The organism is Winslowiella toletana, from assembly GCF_032164335.1.
In the GTDB taxonomy this organism is placed as follows: Bacteria; Pseudomonadota; Gammaproteobacteria; order Enterobacterales; family Enterobacteriaceae; genus Erwinia; species Erwinia toletana_A.
Genome location: NZ_CP134152.1, coordinates 3,884,300 through 3,906,731, shown reverse-complemented (window position 1 = coordinate 3,906,731; position 22,432 = coordinate 3,884,300). Strand labels below are relative to the sequence as shown.

The 22,432-nt window shown below is 54.0% G+C and carries 13 protein-coding genes, 3 tRNA genes and 1 pseudogene; 11 read left to right on the top strand and 6 right to left on the bottom strand.

The window, feature by feature from the left end; all coding sequences use genetic code 11:
- Positions 1-74: 74 nt before the first annotated feature.
- From recC to recD, 4 genes are all read left to right on the top strand, one after another.
- Complete coding sequence (gene recC, locus RIN69_RS18030) at positions 75-3,443, top strand: exodeoxyribonuclease V subunit gamma (RefSeq protein ID WP_313853502.1); 3,369 nt, start codon at positions 75-77, stop codon at positions 3,441-3,443.
- A 146-nt stretch (positions 3,444-3,589) separates the two neighbouring features.
- Positions 3,590-6,481 carry a pitrilysin gene (gene ptrA / locus RIN69_RS18025; protein ID WP_313853501.1) on the top strand — a complete coding sequence of 964 codons (2,892 nt, stop codon included), beginning with the start codon at positions 3,590-3,592 and terminating at the stop codon, positions 6,479-6,481.
- Entirely contained in the window at positions 6,478-10,029 is a 3,552-nt protein-coding gene (recB, locus tag RIN69_RS18020) for an exodeoxyribonuclease V subunit beta (protein ID WP_313853498.1), read from the top strand. The genes ptrA and recB overlap by 4 nt, the downstream gene beginning before the upstream one ends.
- Complete coding sequence (gene recD / locus RIN69_RS18015) at positions 10,017-11,858, top strand: exodeoxyribonuclease V subunit alpha (protein WP_313853497.1); 1,842 nt, start codon at positions 10,017-10,019, stop codon at positions 11,856-11,858. Before recB ends, recD begins: the two co-directional genes overlap by 13 nt.
- Before the next feature lie 80 nt (positions 11,859-11,938).
- Here recD and argA read toward each other — a convergent pair whose 3' ends face one another.
- Positions 11,939-13,285, bottom strand: a complete 1,347-nt coding sequence (gene argA / locus RIN69_RS18010; protein ID WP_313853496.1) for an amino-acid N-acetyltransferase — start codon at positions 13,283-13,285, stop codon at positions 11,939-11,941.
- Positions 13,286-13,500: 215 nt separating this feature from the next.
- Between argA and amiC the strand changes: the two genes are divergently transcribed.
- The gene (amiC, locus tag RIN69_RS18005) at positions 13,501-14,745 is read left to right on the top strand and encodes an N-acetylmuramoyl-L-alanine amidase AmiC (protein WP_313853494.1); all 1,245 of its coding nucleotides are present in this window, start codon (positions 13,501-13,503) and stop codon (positions 14,743-14,745) included.
- A 115-nt stretch (positions 14,746-14,860) separates the two neighbouring features.
- Here the strand turns inward: amiC and RIN69_RS18000 are convergent.
- The 3 genes from RIN69_RS18000 to RIN69_RS17990 form a co-directional block, all read right to left on the bottom strand.
- A tRNA-Met gene (locus RIN69_RS18000) sits at positions 14,861-14,937 on the bottom strand.
- A 60-nt stretch (positions 14,938-14,997) separates the two neighbouring features.
- Positions 14,998-15,074 (bottom strand) — tRNA-Met (locus RIN69_RS17995).
- A 50-nt stretch (positions 15,075-15,124) separates the two neighbouring features.
- Positions 15,125-15,201: transfer RNA gene (locus tag RIN69_RS17990), tRNA-Met, on the bottom strand.
- A gap of 205 nt (positions 15,202-15,406) precedes the next feature.
- On the opposite strand from RIN69_RS17990, the gene mltA reads away from it, so the two are divergent.
- Together mltA and tcdA are read left to right on the top strand one after the other, a co-directional pair.
- Positions 15,407-16,516, top strand: coding sequence for a murein transglycosylase A (mltA, locus tag RIN69_RS17985; RefSeq protein ID WP_313853493.1), 1,110 nt, complete (start codon positions 15,407-15,409; stop codon positions 16,514-16,516).
- Positions 16,517-16,637: 121 nt separating this feature from the next.
- A complete protein-coding gene (tcdA, locus tag RIN69_RS17980) occupies positions 16,638-17,441 on the top strand; it encodes a tRNA cyclic N6-threonylcarbamoyladenosine(37) synthase TcdA (RefSeq protein ID WP_313853491.1) in 804 nt (267 codons plus the stop codon).
- A 15-nt stretch (positions 17,442-17,456) separates the two neighbouring features.
- Here tcdA and csdE read toward each other — a convergent pair whose 3' ends face one another.
- Both csdE and csdA read right to left on the bottom strand, forming a co-directional pair.
- On the bottom strand, positions 17,457-17,894 hold the full coding sequence (gene csdE, locus RIN69_RS17975) for a cysteine desulfurase sulfur acceptor subunit CsdE (RefSeq protein ID WP_313857792.1): 438 nt from the start codon (positions 17,892-17,894) through the stop codon (positions 17,457-17,459).
- A gap of 2 nt (positions 17,895-17,896) precedes the next feature.
- A complete protein-coding gene (gene csdA / locus RIN69_RS17970) occupies positions 17,897-19,102 on the bottom strand; it encodes a cysteine desulfurase CsdA (protein WP_313853489.1) in 1,206 nt (401 codons plus the stop codon).
- 209 nt (positions 19,103-19,311) lie between these two features.
- On the opposite strand from csdA, the gene RIN69_RS17965 reads away from it, so the two are divergent.
- From RIN69_RS17965 to rlmM, 4 genes and pseudogenes are all read left to right on the top strand, one after another.
- Entirely contained in the window at positions 19,312-19,536 is a 225-nt protein-coding gene (locus RIN69_RS17965) for a YgdI/YgdR family lipoprotein (RefSeq protein ID WP_313853488.1), read from the top strand.
- Positions 19,537-19,884: 348 nt separating this feature from the next.
- A pseudogene (locus RIN69_RS17960) lies at positions 19,885-20,800 on the top strand (transcriptional regulator GcvA).
- Positions 20,801-20,868: 68 nt separating this feature from the next.
- Positions 20,869-21,264, top strand: coding sequence for a DUF423 domain-containing protein (locus RIN69_RS17955; protein ID WP_052899522.1), 396 nt, complete (start codon positions 20,869-20,871; stop codon positions 21,262-21,264).
- On the top strand, positions 21,257-22,360 hold the full coding sequence (rlmM, locus tag RIN69_RS17950; RefSeq protein WP_313853485.1) for a 23S rRNA (cytidine(2498)-2'-O)-methyltransferase RlmM: 1,104 nt from the start codon (positions 21,257-21,259) through the stop codon (positions 22,358-22,360). The genes RIN69_RS17955 and rlmM overlap by 8 nt, the downstream gene beginning before the upstream one ends.
- Positions 22,361-22,432 lie beyond the last annotated feature (72 nt).

The following is a 22,432-nucleotide window of genomic DNA, read 5'->3' as shown; positions in this document are numbered from 1 at the left end:
TTTGCATCAGGCTGTATACGGGTTACAGTGTCGGCGCGGTCGCTGCGCATCAGCAAGATTGAACAGGAGCAACAATGTTTACGGTTTACCACTCTAACCAGTTAGATTTACTGAAATCACTGGCGGCTTATCATATTGAGAATCAACCGTTACGCGATCCTTTTCAGTCGGAAGTGGTGCTGGTGCAAAGCCCGGGAATGGCGCAATGGTTACAGATGTCGCTGGCCGAGCAGTTCGGCATCGCCGCCAATATCGAATTCCCGCTGCCAGCCAGCTTTATCTGGGATATGTTTGTCCGCGTCTTGCCGGATATTCCTAAAGAGAGTGCCTTTAACAAAGCCAGCATGAGCTGGAAACTGATGACGCTGTTGCCGGAAATGCTGACGCGTCCGGAATTCGCGGCGCTCAGTCACTACCTCACTGATGACGAGGATAAGCGTAAGCTGTTTCAGCTGGCGGCACGGGTCGCCGACCTGTTTGACCAGTATCTGGTTTATCGATCTGACTGGCTGAACCGCTGGGAAAAAGGTGAATTGGTTGATGGCATCGGTGAGGCACAGCTGTGGCAAGCGCCGCTGTGGGCGGCGCTGGTTGAATATACCCGCCAGCTTGGTCATCCGGAATGGCACCGTGCAAACCTCTATTCGCGCTTTATCACTCAGCTTGAGAAGGCCAGCGAGCGTCCGGCTGGCTTACCCGATCGGGTATTTATCTGCGGCATTTCCGCGTTACCGCCGGTTTATCTGCAAGCATTGCAGGCGTTGGGTAAACATATTGATATCCACCTGCTGTTCACCAACCCTTGCCGCCAGTACTGGGGAGATATTCAGGACTACGCCTTCCTGGCGAAGCTGCAAAGTCGCCGCCGCCGCCATTTCCAGCAGCAGCGTGAAAGCGCGTTGTTTCGCGATCCGGATAATGCCGCCTCGCTGTTTGATGCCGCAGGTGAGCAGCAGCTGAGTAATCCGTTGCTGGCATCCTGGGGGAAACTGGGGCGTGACAATCTGTTTTTGCTGGCGCAAATGGAGTCGCGTGAAATCGATGCTTTTGTCGAGGTTGCGCCAGACAGTCTGCTGCACACCATGCAACATGACCTGCTGGAGTTGGAAGATAATGCGGTGATTGGCTTAACCGCCGATGAACTGGCAAACAGCGCACAGAAGCGGCGGCTGGAGCCGGATGACCGCTCAATTTCGCTGCATGTCTGTCATAGCCCACAGCGTGAAGTTGAGGTTTTGCAGGATCGTTTACTGGCGATGATGGCCGACGATCCCGACCTGTCACCGCGTGACATTATCGTAATGGTGGCAGATATCGATGCCTGTACGCCGTTTATCCAGGCGGTATTTGGCAATGCGCCACCTGACCGCTATCTGCCCTTTGCTATTTCTGACCGCCGCGCCAGCCAGGCGCATCCGGCATTGCAGGCCTTTCTCAGCTTGCTCAGCCTGCCAGACAGCCGTTTTGCCAGCGAAGAAGTGCTGGCGCTGCTGGAGGTTCCGGCGCTGGCGGCGCGGTTTAATATTGATGAAACCGGCTTACGGCGTTTGCGACAGTGGGTCGGTGAATCAGGTATTCGCTGGGGGCTGGACGATGATAATGTGCGAGAACTGGCGCTACCGGCCACCGGCCAGCATACCTGGCGTTTCGGCATTACCCGCATGCTGCTGGGGTACGCGATGGAGAGCGAATCCGGCGACTGGCAGGGGATTTTGCCGTATGACGAATCCAGCGGGCTGATCGCCGAACTTGCAGGTAACCTGGCCGAACTGCTGATGCAGCTCAATCAATGGCGGCAGCGCTTGTCACAGCCGCGCGCGCTGGAACACTGGCAGCCGCTGTGCCGCGAGCTGTTAAGCGACTTTTTTGTCGCCGATGCCCTGACCGAAGCGGCGCTGGCATTGATTGAAGAGCAGTGGCAGCAGGCGATTAGCTATGGCATTCAGGCGGAATATCAACAGGCGGTGCCGCTGACGCTGCTGCGCGATGAGCTATCCTCTCGCCTCGATCAGCAGCGTATCAGCCAGCGCTTCCTCGCCGGGCCAATTAACTTCTGTACCCTGATGCCGATGCGTTCGATCCCGTTTAAAGTGGTCTGTCTGCTGGGAATGAACGACGGAGTCTATCCACGCACGTTGCCACCGCTGGGCTTTGATTTAATGAGCCAGAAACCGCAGAAGGGCGACCGCAGCCGTCGTGATGACGATCGCTACCTGTTTCTGGAAGCATTACTCTCCGCACAAAAACAGCTTTACATTAGCTATATTGGCCGATCAATTCAGGATAATACGGAACGTTATCCGTCGGTGCTGGTCAGTGAATTAGTGGATTACATTGCGCAAAGTTTCTGCTTGCCGGGTGATGAGGCGCTGGATGTGGACAGTAGCGCTCAGCGAGTGCTGGCGCATTTACATCATCTGCACAGCCGAATGCCGTTTGCTGCGGAAAATTTCAGTGAAGATGCCGAGTTTCGCAGCTTTGCCGCTGAATGGCTGCCTGCCGCCGCAGCACGCGGAGAGCCACATCCCGTATTTATGCAGCCGCTGGAGAGACAGCCGTTGAGCGAGCTGAATTTTGAGCAGCTGGTGCGTTTCTGGCGTCATCCGGTACGTGCTTTCTTCAGTATGCGTCTGGGCGTGAGCTTCACGCTGGACGAAACCGAGTTGCCGGACGCCGAGCCATTTGAGCTGGACAGCCTTGGGCGTTATCAGATCAATGCACAGTTACTGAACGCACTAATCGACGGTAAAGATACCGACAGGCTGTTTGCTTATCATCGTGCGGCAGGCGATTTGCCCTATGGTGCTTTTGGCGAGCTGTTCTGGCAGGGGCAGTTCGATGAAATGGCGTTATTGGCTGAACAAGTTTGTGAGCAGCGTAGCAGCAGTGAGAGCTGGGAAATTAACCTGCAAGTTGGCGAGGTGCGTCTGAGCGGCTGGCTGCCACAGGTTCAGCGAGATGGCTTATTGCGCTGGCGTCCGGGAATACTGAATTTTAACGATGCGCTGGCCTTATGGCTGGAACACCTGGTCTACTGCATGATGGGCGGTACCGGTCGCAGCCGAATGTTCGGGCGTAAAGAGAGCCAGTGGGCATTTGATGCTCTTGAACCTGATGCTGCAGCTGAATGGCTGGCGCGCTTTGTCGAAGGTTACCGGCAGGGAATGTCGGTTCCGCTGCTGCTGCTGGCAAAAACCGGTGGCGCCTGGCTGACATCCAGCTATGACGAGAAGAGTGACAGTTTGCTGTTGGATGATGCCAGCCAGGCGAAAGCGCGCGTCAAGCTGTTGCAGGCCTGGCAGGGAAATTATCAGCTTGAGGGCGAGGGCAGCGATCCTTACTTACAGCGTCTTTTCCGCACGCTGGACGAGGATCGCGTCCGACAAATTTGTTATCAGGCTGAGCAGTGGCTGCTGCCGCTGCTGCGCTATAACCGATGCTGAACGGCAAACGGTGAGACAACAGGCTGATGATGCTGTAGTGTTACTTTATAACGATTTTCAGGACATATTTCGCGGCGTTCACAGCGGACGTGAGAAAAATTTGAGTAAGCGTCTGCGCAAGCAGGCGCCATTGTTGAGGGGTTTGAATGCGTAAGCACGTTGTCTGGATTACTAGTCTGTTTATTTGCTTTACCTTCTGGAGCCAGTTTTCACAGGCGGCAGAGGGCTGGCAGCCGATGGCTGAAACTATTCGTAAAAGCGAAAAAGATCCGCGCCAGTACCAGGCAATTAAACTGGATAATGGCATGACGGTACTACTGGTATCGGACAAACTGGCACCTAAATCGCTGACGTCAGTGGCGTTGCCAATTGGTTCGCTGGACGATCCGGACAATCAGCTTGGGCTGGCGCACTACCTCGAACATATGGTGCTGATGGGTTCTAAACGCTATCCGCAACCTGATAACCTGGCTGAATTCCTGAAGAAGCATGGCGGCAGCCACAATGCCAGCACCGCGTCTTATCGCACTGCATTCTACCTTGAAGTGGAAAATGATGCTTTGCAGCCCGCTGCCGACCGTCTGGCAGATGCGATTGCTGAGCCGCTGCTGGACCCGGTTAATGCCGATCGCGAGCGCAATGCGGTGAATGCTGAACTGACCATGGCGCGTTCACGCGACGGACTGCGTATGGCACAGGTCGGAGCGGAAACTCTCAATCCTCAACATCCGAGCGCTCGCTTCTCGGGTGGCAATCTGGAAACCCTGAGCGACAAACCTGACAGTAAGTTGCATCAGGCGCTGACCGATTTCTACCAGAGATACTACTCTGCCAACCTGATGAAAGCGGTGATTTACAGCAATAAATCGCTGCCGGAGATGGCGAAAATCGCCGCTGAGACCTTCGGCCGGGTACCGAATCACCAGGCGAAAGTGCCTGAAATTACCGTGCCGGCAGTGACAGATGAGCAGAAGGGTATCGTGATTCATTACGTGCCCGCACAGCCGCGCAAGCAGCTGAAAATTGAATTCCGTATCGATAACAACAGCGACAAATTCCGCAGTAAAACCGATACCTTGATTGGCTATCTGATCGGCAACCGCAGCAAAAATACGTTGTCAGACTGGCTGCAGAAAAAGGGCCTGGCTGATTCAATTAATGCCGGTGCCGATTCAGTGATCGATCGTAATGGCGGCCTGTTTGCTATCTCGATCTCTCTGACGGATAAAGGCCTGGCGAATCGCGATGAAGTGGTGGCAGCAGTATTCAGCTATCTCAACATGCTGCGCAATCAAGGTATTGATAAACGCTACTTCGATGAAGTGTCGCACGTGCTGGATCTCGATTTCCGCTATCCATCCATCACCCGCGATATGGACTATATCGAATGGCTGGTCGATACCATGCTGCGTGTACCGGTAGAACATACGCTGGATGCGCCTTATATCGCCGATCAATACGATCCGCAGGCGATTAAAAGTCGTCTTGAGGGAATGACGCCGGAAAATGCACGTATCTGGTATATCAGCCCGAATGAGCCGCACAATAAAACCGCTTACTTTGTCGATGCGCCTTATCAGGTGGATAAAATCACTCCGCAGCGTTTTGCTGACTGGCAAAAACGTGGCGCGGCCATCGAATTATCGATGCCGGTACTGAATCCGTATATTCCGGATGATTTCACGCTGATTCCGTCTGACAACAAGAGCTATACCCATCCGCAGAAGCTGCTGAACGAGCCGGGACTACGCGTGTTCTATATGCCGAGCCAGTTCTATGCCGATGAACCAAAAGCCAATATTACCCTGGCACTGCGTAATAAAGATTCGGTTAACAGCGCGCGTAATCAGGTGCTGTTTGCACTGAACGATTATCTCGCTGGTGTGGCGCTGGATGAGCTCAGTTCACAAGCCTCGGTGGGCGGAATCAGTTTTTCCACCAGCGAAGATGATGGTGTGATTTTCAATGCCAGCGGCTTTACCCAGCGCTTACCAAAACTGATGACTACGCTGCTGGAAGGCTACAGTAGCTTTACTCCAACCGGCGATCAGCTGGAGCAGGCAAAGTCATGGTATGCCGAGCGACTGGATGCGGCGGAAAAAGGCAAAGCGTTTGAGCAGGCGATTCAGCCGGTGCAGATGTTGTCGCAGCTGCCTTACACCGAGCGCAGCGAGCGCCGTGAGCTACTGAAATCAATCAGCATTAAAGAGTTACTCGATTACCGTAAACAGCTGCTGGAAAATGCCACGCCGGAAATGCTGGTGGTCGGCAATATGACGCCAGATGCTGTTACTACGCTGGCGCGTGATATTCGCAGCCAGCTGAAGTGCAGTGGCGAAAGCCGTTGGCAGAGCAACTATGTTGTTATTGATCAGCAGACGCTGGCTAATATCGAAAAACAGGGCAGCAGCAGCGACTCGGCGCTGGCGGCGGTCTATATTCCGCTGGGGTATGGGGAGTATCAGAGCGCGGCCTATAGCGCAATGTTAAGCCAGATTGTCCAGCCGTGGTTCTACAATCAGCTGCGCACCGAAGAGCAGCTTGGCTACGCGGTGTTTGCCTTCCAGATGCCGGTTGGTCGTCAGTGGGGTATCGGCTTCCTGCTGCAAAGCAACAGTAAGCAACCGGCCTATCTGTTACAGCGTTATCAGGCGTTTTATCCAACCGCTGAGAAGCGCCTGCGTGAGATGAGTAAAGAAGACTTTGCCCAGTATCAGCTGGCGATGATTAATGAGCTGAAACAGCGTCCGCAAACGCTGGATGAAGAAGCTGGTCGCTTTACTAAAGATTTCAGTCGGGAAAATCACAGCTTTGATACTCGTGAAAAAGTCATCGAACAGATCAAACTGCTGACGCCTGAAAGCCTGGCGGACTTTTTCCATAAGGCGGTAATGCAGCAGCAGGGTATGGTGCTGATGTCGCAGATCTCCGGCGCGCAGCATGGCAAAGCCGATTATGCGCAAGCCGAAGGCTTCAAAACCTGGCAAAATGTCTCCAGTTTGCAACAAACTCTGCCGGTAAAAAGTGAGAAGAAATGAGTGATCCGATTCCGCAGCGGCTCGATCCGCTAACCCTGCCACTGACTGGCGAGCGGCTGATTGAAGCCTCTGCGGGAACCGGTAAAACCTTTACCATCGGCCTGCTCTATCTGCGGCTGTTGCTGGGATTAGGGCAGAGTGCCGCTTATCCACGTCCGCTGTCGGTGGAAGAGATTCTGGTGGTAACCTTTACCGAAGCGGCCACCGCCGAGCTGCGTGGCCGTATCCGTCATAATATTCATGAATTGCGTATCGCCTGCGTGCGAGGCGTCAGTCAGAATCCGATGCTGGCGCAGCTACTTAGCCAAATCGACGATCTGTCGCAGGCTGCTGCGATGCTGCTGGCCGCCGAGCGGCAAATGGATGAAGCGGCAATTTTTACCATCCACGGTTTCTGCCAGCGCATGCTTAACCTCAATGCGTTTGAGTCCGGAATGCTTTTTGAACAGCAGCTAATCGAAGATGAGCATGCGTTGCGCAAGCAGGCGACGGCAGATTTCTGGCGACGCCACTGTTACCCCTTGCCGCTGGCAATTGCGCAGGTGGTGGCTGAGCAGTGGAGCGGGCCCGATGCGTTGCTGTCAACGCTCTCTCCCTGGCTTCAGGGAGAGTCCCCGGCGCTGAAATATCCGCCAGCGGCAGATGAAACCCTGACTGAGCGTCATCAAAAGCTGATTGCCCGTATCGACCAGTTGAAAGCGCAATGGCTGGAGGCGGCCGGTGAACTGCACGCGCTAATCAGCGATTCCGGAGTGGATAAACGCAGCTATAGCAGTAAGCATTTACCGAACTGGCTGGAAAAAATCGGCCAGTGGGCGCAGGAAGAGACGCAAACCTACAGTGTGCCAAAAGATCTGGAGCGCTTTGCCCAGAGCACGCTGGAGGAGAAAACGAAAAAAGGTGTGGCACCGCGCCATCGCCTGTTTGAGGCGATTGAACTATTTCTTGCCGAACCGCTGTCGTTACGCGATCTGGTTATTGCCCGCGCTCTGCATGAGATCCGCTTTGCCACCCGCAAAGAGAAGCGGCTGCGCGCCCAGCTCGGATTTGATGATTTACTCAGCCGGTTTGACGAAGCATTACAGCAACCCGCTGGCCCATTGTTGGCACAGGCGATTCGTGGCCGTTATCCGGTGGCACTCATTGATGAATTCCAGGATACCGACCCGCAGCAGTACCGTATTTTCCGCACCCTGTATGTCGGCCAGCCGGAGAGTGCGCTGTTACTGATTGGCGACCCGAAACAGGCGATCTACGCCTTTCGTGGTGCGGACATCTTTACCTATATGAAAGCGCGCGCAGAAGTGAGCGCGCACTATACGCTGGACACTAACTGGCGCTCATCACCAGCCATGGTCGACAGCGTCAACCAGCTGTTTTCGCGTCTCGATAATCCATTTTTATTTCAGGAAATCCCGTTTCTACCGGTGCAGGCGGCGACGGCAAACAGTGAACTGCGCTTTACTCTTGATGGTGCAGAACAACCGGCGCTGCGCTTCTGGCTTCAGCCGGGCAGCGGCGTCGGCGTCAGTGAATATCAGCAATTTATGGCGCGCCAGTGCGCCGCTGAGATTCGCCACTGGCTGTCGTCGGGTCAGCAACAGCAAGCGCTGATCGGCAAAGGCGACAAGATGCGTCCGGTGCAGGCCTCCGATATTACGATTCTGGTGCGCAGCTACGGCGAAGCAGCAGTGATGCGTGAGGCGCTGAATGCGCTAAATATTCCTTCGGTGTATCTCTCCAATCGCGACAGTGTGTTTACCACGCCGGAAGCGCGTGAGCTGCTGTGGCTGTTGCAGGCGGTGCTGGCACCGGAACAGGAGCGAGCAGTGCGCAGTGCGCTGGCGACCAGCATTATGGGGCTGGATGCGCCAACACTGGAGGGGCTGAGTCAGGATGAGCGCGCCTGGAACCAGTTGGTGGATGAGTTTGATGGTTACCGTCAGCTGTGGCTGAAACGTGGCGTGCTACCCATGCTGCGCGAGCTGATGGTGTCGCGCCATATTGCCGAAAATCTGCTGGTGTCTGAGAGTGGCGAACGTCGGTTGACCGACCTGCTGCATCTCGGCGAACTGTTGCAGGAAGCCGCAGCACAGCTCGACAGCGAACACGCGCTGGTGCGCTGGCTGTCGCAGCAGATTGCACAACCGAACAGTCAGGCGGCGAACCAGCAGTTGCGCCTCGAAAGCGACCGCCATCTGGTGCAAATTGTCACTATTCACAAGTCAAAAGGTTTGCAGTATTCGCTGGTATGGCTGCCGTTTGTCGCCAATTTTCGCGAAGCGGAGCAGGGAATTTATCACGATCGTCAAACTTTTCAGGCGCTGCTGGATTTAAACGGTGATGAAGAGAGTCAGCAACTGGCTGAGCAGGAGCGACTGGCGGAGGATTTACGTTTGTTATACGTGGCGCTGACGCGTTCGGTATGGCATTGCAGCATCGGTATTGCGCCGCTGGTAAAAGGAAATCGTAAGAAAGAGGGCAGCAGCGATCTGCATAAAAGCGCTCTCGGCTTTTTGCTGCAGCGCGGTGAGGAAGCGGACAGCGAACAGCTGCTGGCTATCCTGCAACAGACTACCAGTCAGGCGATTGCGCTGACGACCGAAGCGGTAACCGATGAATCGCCCTGGCTGCCTGAAATGCAGGACAACCAGCCGTTAAGCAGCGAGGTTATCAACCGATCGCTGCGTGACGAGTGGCGTGTCACCAGTTATTCCGGTCTGCAACAGCACGGTCCGGCGATGACGCTGGATCTGCTGCCGCGTTTTGACGTTGATGCCGCCGGCGAGGCGGGTGAGGTCAGTGAGCCAACACTTACTCCGCATAGCTTTCCGCGCGGCGCTTCGCCGGGAACATTTCTTCACGGCCTGTTTGAGAATATCGATTTTACTCAGCCGGTTGAAACCGGGTGGTTGCAGCAGCAGTTGCAGCAGGCGGGTTATGACGAGATATGGCTGCCGATGCTGCAACAGTGGATGACACGTATTATGGCGACACCGCTGGATGACAGCGGCGTCAGCCTGAATCAGCTTGCACCGCAACAGAAGCAGGTTGAGCTGCAGTTTTACCTGCCGATTGATGCCATGCTGACCGCGCCTGCGCTGGATCAATTGATACGCCAGCATGATCCACTGTCAGCACAGGCACCCCCACTGGCTTTTCATCAGGTGCGCGGCATGCTGAAAGGTTTTATCGACTTAGTATTCTGCTGGCAGGGAAAATACTATCTGCTGGATTACAAATCCAACTGGCTGGGGGAGGAGAGTGCTGCCTATACCCCGCAGGCGATGGAGCAGGCAATGATTTCCCATCGCTACGATCTGCAATACCAGCTGTATACCCTGGCGCTGCATCGTTATCTGCGCCACCGACTGGCTGATTATGATTATCAGCGCCACTTTGGCGGTGTGCTGTATCTGTTTTTACGCGGTGTTGATGGCAGCGCCAGCGACAACGGCGTATTCCACACTCGTCCCTCGGTGGAGTTTGTCGAGGCGCTGGATAACTTGTTTGCCGGCTCCATTCAGGAGGCGACATGTCAGAGTTAAGCGAACTGCTGCGCCAGGCTGGTGAAAAGCGCCTGTTGCGGGCGCTTGATGTGCAATTTGCTCATATGCTGGCGGATGAGTCGCAACCTGCTTTAATGCTTGCTGCTGCATGGCTTAGTGCTGAAGCGGGAGAAGGCCATGTATGTCTGCCGCTGTCACAGCTTACCCCATCGGCGCTGTTTGGCGGGCGTCATCCTGAATTTGCTGCCTCCCTGTGGCAGGCCGCGGGAGCGCCGGAAGAGTGGCAAACATTATTACTCAACAGTGAGGCAGTAAGTGATGGCTCACTGGCTACACCGCTGGTATTGCACCAGCAGCGGCTTTATCTCAACCGCATGTGGCAGGGCGAAGGCAAGGTGGCGGAGTTTTTTGCCGCCGACCCGGCAATTGAACCTCCTGATGCTGAGCTGCTGCGTGAAATACTCGATCAGCTTTTTGGTCAGCAGCCGGATGACTGGCAAAAAATCGCCGCGGCAGTAGCGATAACCCGTAAGATTTCGGTGATTTCCGGCGGGCCAGGCACCGGTAAGACCACCACGGTAGCAAAATTACTGGCGGCGTTGATTCGCCTGACGCCGGGCGCATTAAGGATTCAGCTAGCGGCACCGACCGGTAAAGCGGCGGCCAGGCTGACGGAGTCACTGGGTAAAGCACTGAATGGGCTGCCGCTCAGCAGTGAGGATAAGCAGAAGTTCCCCGCCGAAGCGACCACTCTGCACCGTTTGCTGGGCGCACAGCCGAACAGTCAGCGAATGCGCTATCACGCCGGAAATCCCCTGCATCTGGATGTGCTGGTGGTGGATGAGGCATCGATGGTCGATTTGCCGATGATGGCGAATCTGATCGCGGCACTACCACAACAGGCGCGGGTCATTTTTCTCGGCGATCGCGATCAGCTGGCCTCGGTCGAGGCGGGAGCGGTGCTGGGCGATATCTGTCGCTGTGCTGAGGCCGGATACAGCGTTGCTCGCGCCCGGCAGTTAACCCAGTTGACCGGATGTCCGCTACCCGGTCATGACGATGAAACGGTTTCTCCGGTACGTGACAATATCTGCCTGCTGCGCAAGAGTTATCGCTTCGACGCCGGTTCGGGAATCGGCCAACTGGCGCTGGCGGTTAATGCCGGTGACGTATCGGCTGCCGAATCAGTATTCAGCGCAGGATTCAGCGATATTGCACGGCATCCACTGGCAACCCCCGACGAGTATCAGCAGTTGTTAAACGACTGCGTGGCGGGCTATCGCCCTTATCTGCAAATGGTGGCACAACAGGCAGCGCCACAGCAGGTTATGGATGCTTTTGCCCGTTATCAGCTGCTGTGTGCGCTGCGTGAAGGACCATTTGGCGTAGTAGGATTAAATGAGCGTATCGAACTGGCGTTACAGCAGAAGGGGCTGATACAGCGCCCGCCAGCCGCCAGTGGTAAATGGTATGCGGGGCGACCGGTGATGATTGCCCGCAACGATCGTGCGCTGGGGCTGTTTAACGGTGATATTGGCATCGCGATGCGTGATGACGAGGGCGAGTTAAAAGTCTTTTTCCCGCTGCCGGATGGCACAATTAAAGCGGTGCAGCCAAGCCGTTTACCGCCGCACGATACCGCGTTTGCCATGACGGTGCATAAATCGCAGGGTTCGGAGTTTGAGCATACTGCGCTGGTGTTACCGAATCACTTTTTGCCGGTACTGACGCGTGAGCTGGTGTATACCGCCATTACCCGCGCGCGCGATCGGTTGACGTTATATGTCGATAATAGCGTATGGGGCAAGGCGGTAAGAGCGCGTACCCAGCGGCGCAGTGGTTTGCAGCAGCGACTGAATATGATGTAGAAAGCCATTTTCGGCACGGGCGGAATTTGCTGCAGGGGAGCCGTTTTCGGCACCCCTGCAGAGAATCTGTGGGATGATTATCAGCCTAAATCAGCCATTAACACCTTCGAACGACGCTGATAGTTATACATCTGCTTCTTACTTTCCGGCAGCACTTCGATATCCACCGGCGTAAAGCCGCGCTCCTGGAACCAGTGAATACTGCGGGTGGTCAGCACAAACAGTTTTTTAAGCCCGATCTGGCGCGCCTGCAACGCCACGCGCTGTAATAAAGCTTCGCCGCGCGATGAGCTGCGGTAGTCAGGGTGAACCGCGACGCAGGCCATCTCGCCAATCTGCTCTTCCGGGAAAGGATAGAGCGCTGCACAGGCGATGGTCAGATTATCGCGTTCGATAATAGTGAACTTATCGATCTCCATTTCCAGCTGTTCGCGAGAGCGACGCACCAGAATTCCCTGCTGCTCCAGCGGACGAATCAGCTCAAGAATACCGCCAATATCATTAATGGTCGCGCGGCGAATCTGCTCGGCTGACTCCATCACGATTTGCGTACCAATACCGTCGCGTGAGAACAGCTCCTGCAACAGTGCACCGTCTTCCTGATAGCTGATCAGGTGGCTGCGGCGCACGCCGCTGCGACAGGCTTTAACGGCGCCACGCAGAAAGCGCACGGTGCCGGAGAGGTAATCGCCGTGCACTTCCTGCGCTTCGATGCGCTGCTGGGCATCATTTGGGAATAGTTCAGAGATGATCTCACCCTGATCATTGGTGACGCCCTGTTCAGAGCAGAAGCCGATCATCTTTTCAGCTTTCAGCTTAATCGCCAGCTGGGTTGCCACTTCTTCAGACGTCAGGTTAAAACTCTCGCCGGTGACTGAAACCGCAACCGGCCCCATCAGCACAATCGCGCCGCTGTCGAGCTGGCGATGGATCGCCTCTTCGTCGATGCGACGAATGCGTCCACTGTGGCAGTAGTCGACGCCGTCATCTATGCCCAGTGGTTGGGCAATAATAAAGTTACCGCTTACCACATTAATATGCGCGCCCTGTAACGGTGTGTTGTTCAGGCTCATCGACAGACGAGCCGTAATATCCAGTTGCAGTCGACCCGCTGCCTGCTTAACCAACTCCAGCGCCTGCGCATCGGTGACGCGCGTATGCTTGTGATAAATCGGTTCAAGCTGATGCTCAGCCAGGTTGGCGTCAATTTGTGGGCGTGCGCCATAAACCACTACCAGCCGGATGCCGAGGCTGTGTAGCAGGCCGATATCATTGACGATGCTGGAGAAGTTTTCATGCTCAATCGCTTCACCACCCAGCATGATGACAAACGTCTTGCCGCGGTGCGCATTGATATAGGGAACGGTATGGCGAAAACCCTGAACCAGCTCAGTACTACGTTCCTTCACGGCCAACCCTCTTTGCATTTTTATTCGTAATTTCTGTATTTTTATTCTTTTATTGCCTGTGATGCAAGAGGCAATTATCCTTACTTATCACCAGCTATGCGTCTTTTCCCCAGCTAATTCTCTGCATTTATTCGCTTTTTCCGGGTGACAGCGTTTAAGGGATTCGCTAAAGTTTTTGCCATCTTGTTTTTTTTTGGCTGTTTTTTAGACACACCACAGTAAACCGGAGCGGCATGTCCCAATCAAACTCTTTCCTTAGTCGTCGCCAGTTGTTAAAAAGCGCCGGCGCGGTTTGGCTGCTAAGCGTCAGTCAGGTTGGCATGGCTGCCAGCAGTCATGTGGTTGCCGTGCGCATCTGGCCCTCGTCAACGTACTCCCGCTTAACGCTGGAATCTAACGTTCCGCTTAAATATAAGCAGTTTGCCCTGAGCAATCCGGAACGCGTGGTCATCGATATCGAAAATCTGCACCTTAATCAGGTTCTGAAAGGGGTGGGGAAGCTGGTGCTGGATAACGATCCCTATATCAAGAACGCCAGAGTAGGGCAGTTCGATAAAAATACCGTACGGCTGGTGCTGGAACTGAAACGCAATGTGGCCCCACGTATTTTTACCCTGCCGCCGGTTGCCGGTATCAAAGATCGTCTGGTGCTGGATCTCTACCCGTCACAGGGGAATGTGGTTGATGATCCGCTGCTGGCATTACTGGAAGATTACAACCAGGGTACGCTGGAAAGAACACAACCCGCCGCCGCGCCATTACCGGGTAAAGCCGGACGCGATCGACCGATTGTGATTATGCTCGATCCAGGCCACGGCGGTGAAGATCCGGGGGCGATAGGTAAGCATAAGACGCGTGAAAAAGATGTGGTATTAAAGATCGCCCGCCGGCTGAAAGCGCTAATCGATAAGCAACCGAATATGCGGGCTTACATGACGCGTAATGAGGATGTGTTTATTCCGTTGAAGGTTAGGGTTGCTAAAGCACGAAAGCAGCGCGCCGATCTGTTTGTCTCTATCCATGCCGATGCTTTTACTAACCGGGCGGCGCGTGGTTCATCAGTGTTTGCCCTGTCGACGAAAGGGGCGACCTCAACCGCCGCGCGTTTCCTCGCGCAAACGCAAAACGAATCCGACTTGATCGGTGGGGTGAGTCGTAGTGGCGATCGCTATCTCGACCATACCATGTTCGATATGGTGCAGAGTCTTACCATCAATGACAGCCTGAAATTTGGTAAAGAGGTGCTGTCGCGCTTGGGTAAAGTAAATCATCTGCATAAACGAACCGTCGATCAGGCGGGCTTTGCGGTACTTAAGGCGCCGGATATTCCCTCTATTCTGGTTGAAACGGCATTTATCAGTAATCTGGAAGAGGAGCGCAAGCTGCGCACGTCTAAATTCCAGCAGCAGGTAGCTGAGTCAATTCTGGCAGGGATTAAAGCCTATTTTGCTAATGGTGGGGCGGTGGCAAGAAAATAATAGCTTATCAGGGCGGCGCGCTGGTCGCCTGTGCTGTTGGCAACGCGCTGAAGGGGAGTGCTGAAAACTGGCAAATGCCAGATACAAAAAAACACCCTTTCAGGTGTTTTAATAGTGGTTGCGGGAGCCGGATTTGAACCGACGACCTTCGGGTTATGAGCCCGACGAGCTACCAGGCTGCTCCATCCCGCGTCCGATTTGCTGCCGCTTCCGTCACGACAGGTACTGCTGTTTCGCTTAAACTCAGCGAATTGGTTGCGGGAGCCGGATTTGAACCGACGACCTTCGGGTTATGAGCCCGACGAGCTACCAGGCTGCTCCATCCCGCGTCCGTAATACTTCTCTTCTTTACTGCCTGTTTCGCTTAACTTCAGCGAATTGGTTGCGGGAGCCGGATTTGAACCGACGACCTTCGGGTTATGAGCCCGACGAGCTACCAGGCTGCTCCATCCCGCGTCCGTGGATGCGCACTATACTCTTCGCGCGTTTTGATGCAACCCATTTTTGAAAAAAAGTGGTTTTAATACCGTCTGTTGTCGAATTTTTCCACCATCTGGGGATTTGTTGCACAACATGGGCCGCTCTTTTTTTGCCGACGCATTTAAATCTGATTTAGCCTTTGCTATCTTCGGCCTGCAAACCGGCGAAATAAGAGAACGAAATGAAAGGATGTTGGGCAAAGTATGTAATGACAGGCGCGTTGTTCGCGCTTCTGGCGGGATGCTCGTCAAAACCCACTGACAGAGGACAGCAGTATATAGATGGTAAACTGGATCAACCGCTGGCGCTGGTTAATCAGCCGAATGCCAAAGGTCGTCCGGTTAATGGTAAAGACTTTGTCGATCAGGTCGGTGCAATCAAATCGGCTTCGCCGCGAATGTTCACTCGCCAGAACAGTACCTATAGCTCAATTGAAAGCTGGTTAATCGCCGGTGGTGATACTCGCCAGCTGCGCCAGTTTGGTCTTGATGCATTCCAGATGGAAGGTGTCGATAACTACGGTAACGTGCAATTTACCGGTTACTACACTCCGGTAATTGAGGCGCGCACTACCCGGCAGGGTGAATTCCAGTATCCGCTGTATCGCCTGCCACCACGCAGTAAAGGTCGCAAGCTGCCAAGCCGTGCAGAGATTTATGCCGGTGCGCTCGACGATCGCTACATCATCGGATACAGCAATTCGTTGATGGATAATTTTATGATGGATGTGCAGGGCAGTGGCTACGTCGACTTTGGCGATGGCCGCCCATTAATGTTCTTTGGCTATAGCGGTAAGAACGGGCACGGCTATCACAGTATTGGTAAGACATTAATCGATCGCGGTGAAGTGAAGCGTGAAGATATGTCGATGCAGGCGATTCGTAAATGGGCAGATGAGCACAGCGCGTATGAAGTGCGTGAACTGCTGGAAACCAACCCGTCATTTGTCTTCTTTAAGCCAGAAAACTTTGCGCCGGTGCGCGGTGCCAGCGCAGTACCACTGGTGGCGAAGGCATCGGTTGCTGCCGATCGCGCTCTGATTCCGCCAGGCAGCGTATTGCTGGCAGAAGTGCCGCTGCTTGACAATAACGGCAAGTTTACCGGCAAGTATGAGATGCGTGTAATGGTGGCACTGGATGTCGGTGGCGCAATTAAGGGCCAGCACTTTGATATCTATCAGGGTATCGGACCGGATGCTGGTCATATGGCGGGCTTTTTCAACCATTATGGTCGCGTCTGGATCCTGCGTGCGGCACCCGGTGCTGGCACGAGTGTGTTCAGCGCCAGCTAAAACGGCAATAATGGTGCAATGCTGAAAGGCACGAACCATTAAACTCTTCTCTTAATTGCGGGTCAGTTCTGGCCCGCAATAACTGACATCCCGATTTATTAATGTTAACCAGGGTAGATTCATGACTTCTCTTTCCGACGCCTGGCTGCAACGCTTTGGCGGCACCGCACGTTTATATGGTCAGCACGCATTGCAGCTGTTTGCTGAGGCGCATATCTGTGTAATTGGTATTGGCGGTGTGGGTTCCTGGGCGGCAGAGGCGCTGGCGCGTACCGGTATCGGCACCATCACCCTGATTGATATGGATGATGTCTGCGTGACGAATACTAACCGTCAGGTGCATGCGCTGCGTGATAACGTCGGCAAAGCAAAAACTGAGGTAATGGCAGAACGTATTCTGGCAATCAATCCTGAGTGCCGGGTGATCTGTATTGATGACTTTATTACCGCGGATAACACCTCTGAGCTGATGAGCGGAGGTTTTAGCTACGTGATTGATGCTATCGACAGCGTGCGGCCAAAAGCCGCGTTACTGGCCTGGTGCCGCCGCAATAAGATTCCGCTGGTGACAACCGGTGGTGCCGGTGGCCAGATAGATCCGACGCAAATTCAGGTAGCCGACCTGGCAAAAACCATTCAGGACCCGCTGGCGGCTAAGCTGCGTGAGCGGCTGAAACAGGATTTTGGCATAGTGAAAAACAGCAAGGGTAAGCTGGGAATTGATTGTGTGTTCTCAACCGAGGCGCTGGTTTATCCGCAGCCGGACGGCAGTGTTTGCGCATCGCGCAGCACCGCTGAAGGGCCGAAAAGAATGGACTGCTCTGCCGGATTTGGTGCGGCGACCATGGTAACGGCAACTTTTGGTTTTGTTGCCGTATCCCATGTGCTGAAAAAGATGATGGCAAAGGCCGCACGTCAGTCGTAAAAACTGTTGTGGCGTTTAGCTTGCCGCGCGCTTTACTGCATCCGTTAACGCCTGCAAACCGCTACTGCGCGAGCTGCTTAACTGCTGACGTAGCCCAAGCTGGTCAAACAGCGCCAGCGGATCGCTGTCTCGCAACTTCGCGGCGGATTGCCCTTCAACGGCGGTCAGCAGCACCGCCAGTAATCCCCTTACGATGCGCCCTTCACTGTCACCATAGAAGTGCAGGGTGCCATCGGCATTCAGCTGGTGTCCGAGCCAGACGCGGTTTTCACAACCGCTGAGTTCAATGTCTGCGGTCTTTAGTTCAGCCGGTAACGCGGGAAGCTGCTTGCCGAGTAGAATCAGCTGACGATAACGATCTTCCCATTGATGAAAGGCAGAGAACGTCTCCTGTAAGCTGGCAACGGTAATCACGTCGCCAAACGGATGGGGGGCCAGTGGTGCTAAACTCATCATTAATCTGCCAGTAAAGTGATTGCAGTATGCATGGCGGCGATCAGCGCATCGACATCCTGCAAGGTATTGTAGGGAGCAAAGGAGACGCGCAGCGTGCCGCTGACGCCCAACGCGTTCATTAGCGGCTGCGCGCAATGTTGCCCGGCGCGCAGCGCGATGCCGCTCTCTGCCAGTAACGTCACCAGATCGCTGTGATGTATGCCTTGAATATCAAAGGCCAGTACGCTGGAGCGGCTGCTGCGATAGCTGCGGAAACCGTCCAGTTCTGCCAGCCGCTCTTCGGCCAGACTGGCGAGGCCGCAGCTCCACTCTTCTGCCGCGGGCAGATCGATTTCAGCCAGCCACTCCAGCGCTGCGCTCAGGCCAATAACCCCGGCAACATTAGGCGTGCCAGCCTCAAAACACCAGGGAGCGGATTGAGCAGTAAAACCGTCGAATGAGACGTCAGTCAGCATCTTGCCGCCACCCTGTATCGGTTGCATTTCTGCCAGCCGTTCGGGTTTGGCGTACAGCGCACCAATGCCCATCGGCCCATACAACTTATGCGCTGAGAAAGCGTAGAAATCGATATCCAGCGCCTGCACATCCGCTGGATTGTGAACCACTCCCTGTGCGCCATCAATCATTACCGGCACGCCGGCCTGATGAGCGAGAGCAATCGCCTCCGCGATATCCGGGCATCCGCCGGTAACATTAGACATCTGGCCCAATGCCAGCAGGCGGGTACGCTGATTCAGCAAGCCGGGCAGAGCCGTGATATCCGGCAGGCGATTCGGGTCCAGTGGCCATTTAATCACCCGCGCGCCGGTTTGCTGTGCCAGCATCAGCCAGGGAACCAGATTAGCATGGTGCTCGGCTTCGCTGACGATAATCTCATCGCCCGGCTGAAGTCGTGGACGCAGGTAGCTTTGCGCCACCAGATTGATGGCGTCGGTGGTGCCGCGCGTCCAGACGATCGCCAGTGGCGACGGCGCATTGAGCAGTTGCGCCACCTGACTACGGGCATTTTCATAGCGCTCGGTCAGCTTACGCGCTTCGGCAAACTGGCTGCGATGCACGGTTCCTGCACTGAGACTGTAAAACTGGCGTGTTGCTTCGATAACCACCTGCGGCTTAAGTGCAGTAGCAGCGCTGTCAAGATAAACGCCAGCATCGGCCAGAGCAGGAAACTGCTGACGAAACTGCGCCGGATTAAAAGACTTCATACTGTTCTCGTGGTTCATACGTTCAGAAGATGGCTAAATTCATGGTCTTAAACTGGAAAAGCTGAAAAAGAGCGTTATGCTAATTATTGCAAGGTTTAAACATTACCCGCATATAGATTTTGCTGCTCACCGAAGATCGTTCTTCTGTCGCGACTAAATTTAGCCATTTACGGGTGGTTTATCGCAATTTATCTGCAAGGAGATATAAAATGAAAAAATTAGCCGCAGTACTGGCCGCATGCGCCATGACCTTTACTTTAGCTGCCTGTTCCAGCAACTATGTGATGCACACCAATGATGGGCGCACCATTGTTGCCGATGGCAAGCCGGTTGTAGATTCAGATACCGGTATGATCAGCTACAAAGATGCGAATGGCAACAAGCAGCAGATCAATCGTTCTGATGTAAAAGAAATGGTTGAGATGGGCCAGTAAGATTCAGGTAAAAAAAAGCACCGCAATTTGCGGTGCTACTAAATCACTATGGACAGACAGGATAAATCTACAGGAATTAAAAGGGCAGCTAAGCTACCGGATCTGAAAAGCGTCAGATCAATTGCAAACACAACATCACGACCACAAGCCAAAAGTTTTCGAAAATTCCGCGATCTCTCACACAAATTTCAAACAACTTTTCGTTCCGGCTCTGGAAGTGCGGCAACTATAGGTATTTGCTGGAGCTTCCTCAACGGACAATTTATAATGTCTCGGATAAAAAAATCTAATACGTAACACGCGCTTGTCGAGTTACGTCTGGTTGTAACAGAAAACATTGCGGAAACCATGTCAAAACGACTTCCTCCCCTGAATGCGCTGCGAGTTTTTGATGCAGCGGCACGGCATCTCAGCTTTACCAAAGCGGCTGAAGAGCTGTTTGTGACGCAAGCTGCGGTTAGCCATCAAATCAAATCTTTAGAGGATTTTCTCGGCCTGAAGCTGTTTCGCCGCCGTAACCGCTCGCTGCTACTTACCGAGGAAGGGCAAAGTTATTATCTGGATATCAAGGAAATCTTCTCCGCGCTGAATGATGCCACGCGTAAGCTTCAGGCGCGCAGTGCGAAAGGGGCACTGACGGTCAGTTTGCTGCCGAGTTTTGCCATTCAGTGGCTGGTTCCACGACTCTCAAGCTTTAACTCAGCTTATCCGGGTATATGTGCGTATCCAGGCCGTCGACCGTGAAGAGGAAAAATTAGCCGACGATGTCGATGTGGCGATTTTCTATGGTCGCGGCAACTGGCCAGGGCTGCGAGTGGAGAAACTGTATGCCGAATATCTGCTGCCGGTCTGCTCTCCGCTGCTGCTTACCGGCGATAATCCCTTAAAAGTGCCGGCTGACCTGGAAAAAGTCACGCTGTTGCATGATGCCTCGCGCCGTGACTGGCAATCCTATACCCGCCAGCTAGGCTTGCAGCATATAAATGTGCAGCAGGGGCCGATCTTCAGCCATAGCGCGATGGTATTGCAGGCGGCAATCCATGGTCAGGGGATCGCGCTGGCTAACAATGTGATGGCGCAGACCGAGCTGGAAGCGGGAAGGCTGGTCTGCCCGTTTAACGATGTTTTGGTCAGTAAAAACGCTTTTTATCTGGTTTGTCATGACAGTCAGGCAGAACTGGGTAAAATAGCCGCCTTTCGCCAATGGATCCTGGCAAAAGCCGCAAGCGAACAGGAAACATTTCGCTTTCGCTACGAACACTAATTGATGCGGTGCGTGGTGCATTTTCCGTTGGGGAAGCATGGCGCATCTTCTGTTTTGAGGATAGGTTAATGTCCAGTCGTGCAATGATGATCTTTTCCGCCATCAGCGGATTTGTCTTCGTGATGTTTGGGGCATTTGGTGCCCATGTACTAAGCCAGTCTCTTGGTCCGCAAGAGATGGCGTGGATCCATACCGGGCTGGATTATCAGGCTTATCATACGCTGGCGATTCTCGGTCTTGCCGCGGCGATGCTGCGTCGCGCCAATATCTGGTTTTACTGGAGCAGCGCATTTTTGGCGCTGGGCACGGTACTGTTTAGTGGCAGCCTCTATTGCCTGGCGCTGTCACATCTGAAGATGTGGGTTTTTGTTACACCGGTTGGCGGCGTCTGTTTCCTTATCGGCTGGGTTTTAATGTTAATTGGCGCACTGCGTCTGAAGAAAAGGGCAGATCGCCATGAATAAAGTATTGCTGTATTGCCGTCAGGGTTTTGAGAAAGAGTGTGCCGCCGAGATTACCGATAAAGCTACACAGCGCGAAGTGTTTGGTTTTGCAAGGGTAAAAGAAGATTCAGGCTACGTGTTATTTGAGTGTTATCAGCATGAAGAAGCTGACAAGCTGGTGCGCGAACTGCCGTTCAGTGAGCTGATTTTCGCACGTCAGATGGTGGTCGTGGGAGAACTGTTACGCGATCTGCCGCCGGAAGACCGTGTGTCGCCAGTCGTCGGCATGCTGACCGGAGTGGTCGAAAAAGGTGGTGAACTACGGGTCGAAGTGCCGGACACCAACCAGAGCAAAGAGCTGCTGAAATTCTGCCGTAAGTTCACCGTGCCGCTGCGTGCCAGCCTGCGCAGTAGCAATATCCTGCTGAACTATGAGTCAGCCAAACGCCCGGTGGTGCATGTATTCTTTATTGCGCCGGGCTGCTGCTATGTCGGTTATTCTTACCCGGATAATAACTCAACGTTCTTTATGGGAATTCCGCGCCTGAAGTTTCCGTCAGATGCACCAAGCCGTTCGACGCTGAAACTGGAAGAAGCTTTCCACGTTTTTATCCCTGCCGATGAGTGGGATGAGCGCCTGGCCAGCGGCATGTATGCCGTCGATCTCGGCGCCTGCCCGGGCGGCTGGACCTATCAGTTGGTACAGCGCAGCATGATGGTAGATGCGATTGATAATGGTCCAATGGCACCAAGCCTGATGGATACCGGACAGGTTACCCATCATCGTGAAGATGGATTTAAATATCGTCCAACCCGCACCAATATTTACTGGCTGGTATGCGACATGGTGGAAAAACCGGTACGCGTTGCCAATCTGATGACCGAATGGCTGGTTAACGGCTGGTGCCGTGAAGCGATTTTCAATCTTAAGTTGCCAATGAAAAAGCGCTACGAAGAAGTGTCGCAGAATCTGGCAATGATGAATGAAAAACTGAAAGCCAGCGGCATTAATGCACAGATTAATGCGCGCCAACTTTACCACGATCGAGAAGAGGTCACGGTTCATGTACGCCGTATCTGGAGTGCCACTCCGGGTCGTCGTGATGAGCGTTATTAATTAGCTATTTAACCCCGGATCAGGGATGATCGCGGGGTTAGAATGAACACACTCTTGAAATGCTCTAAAAAA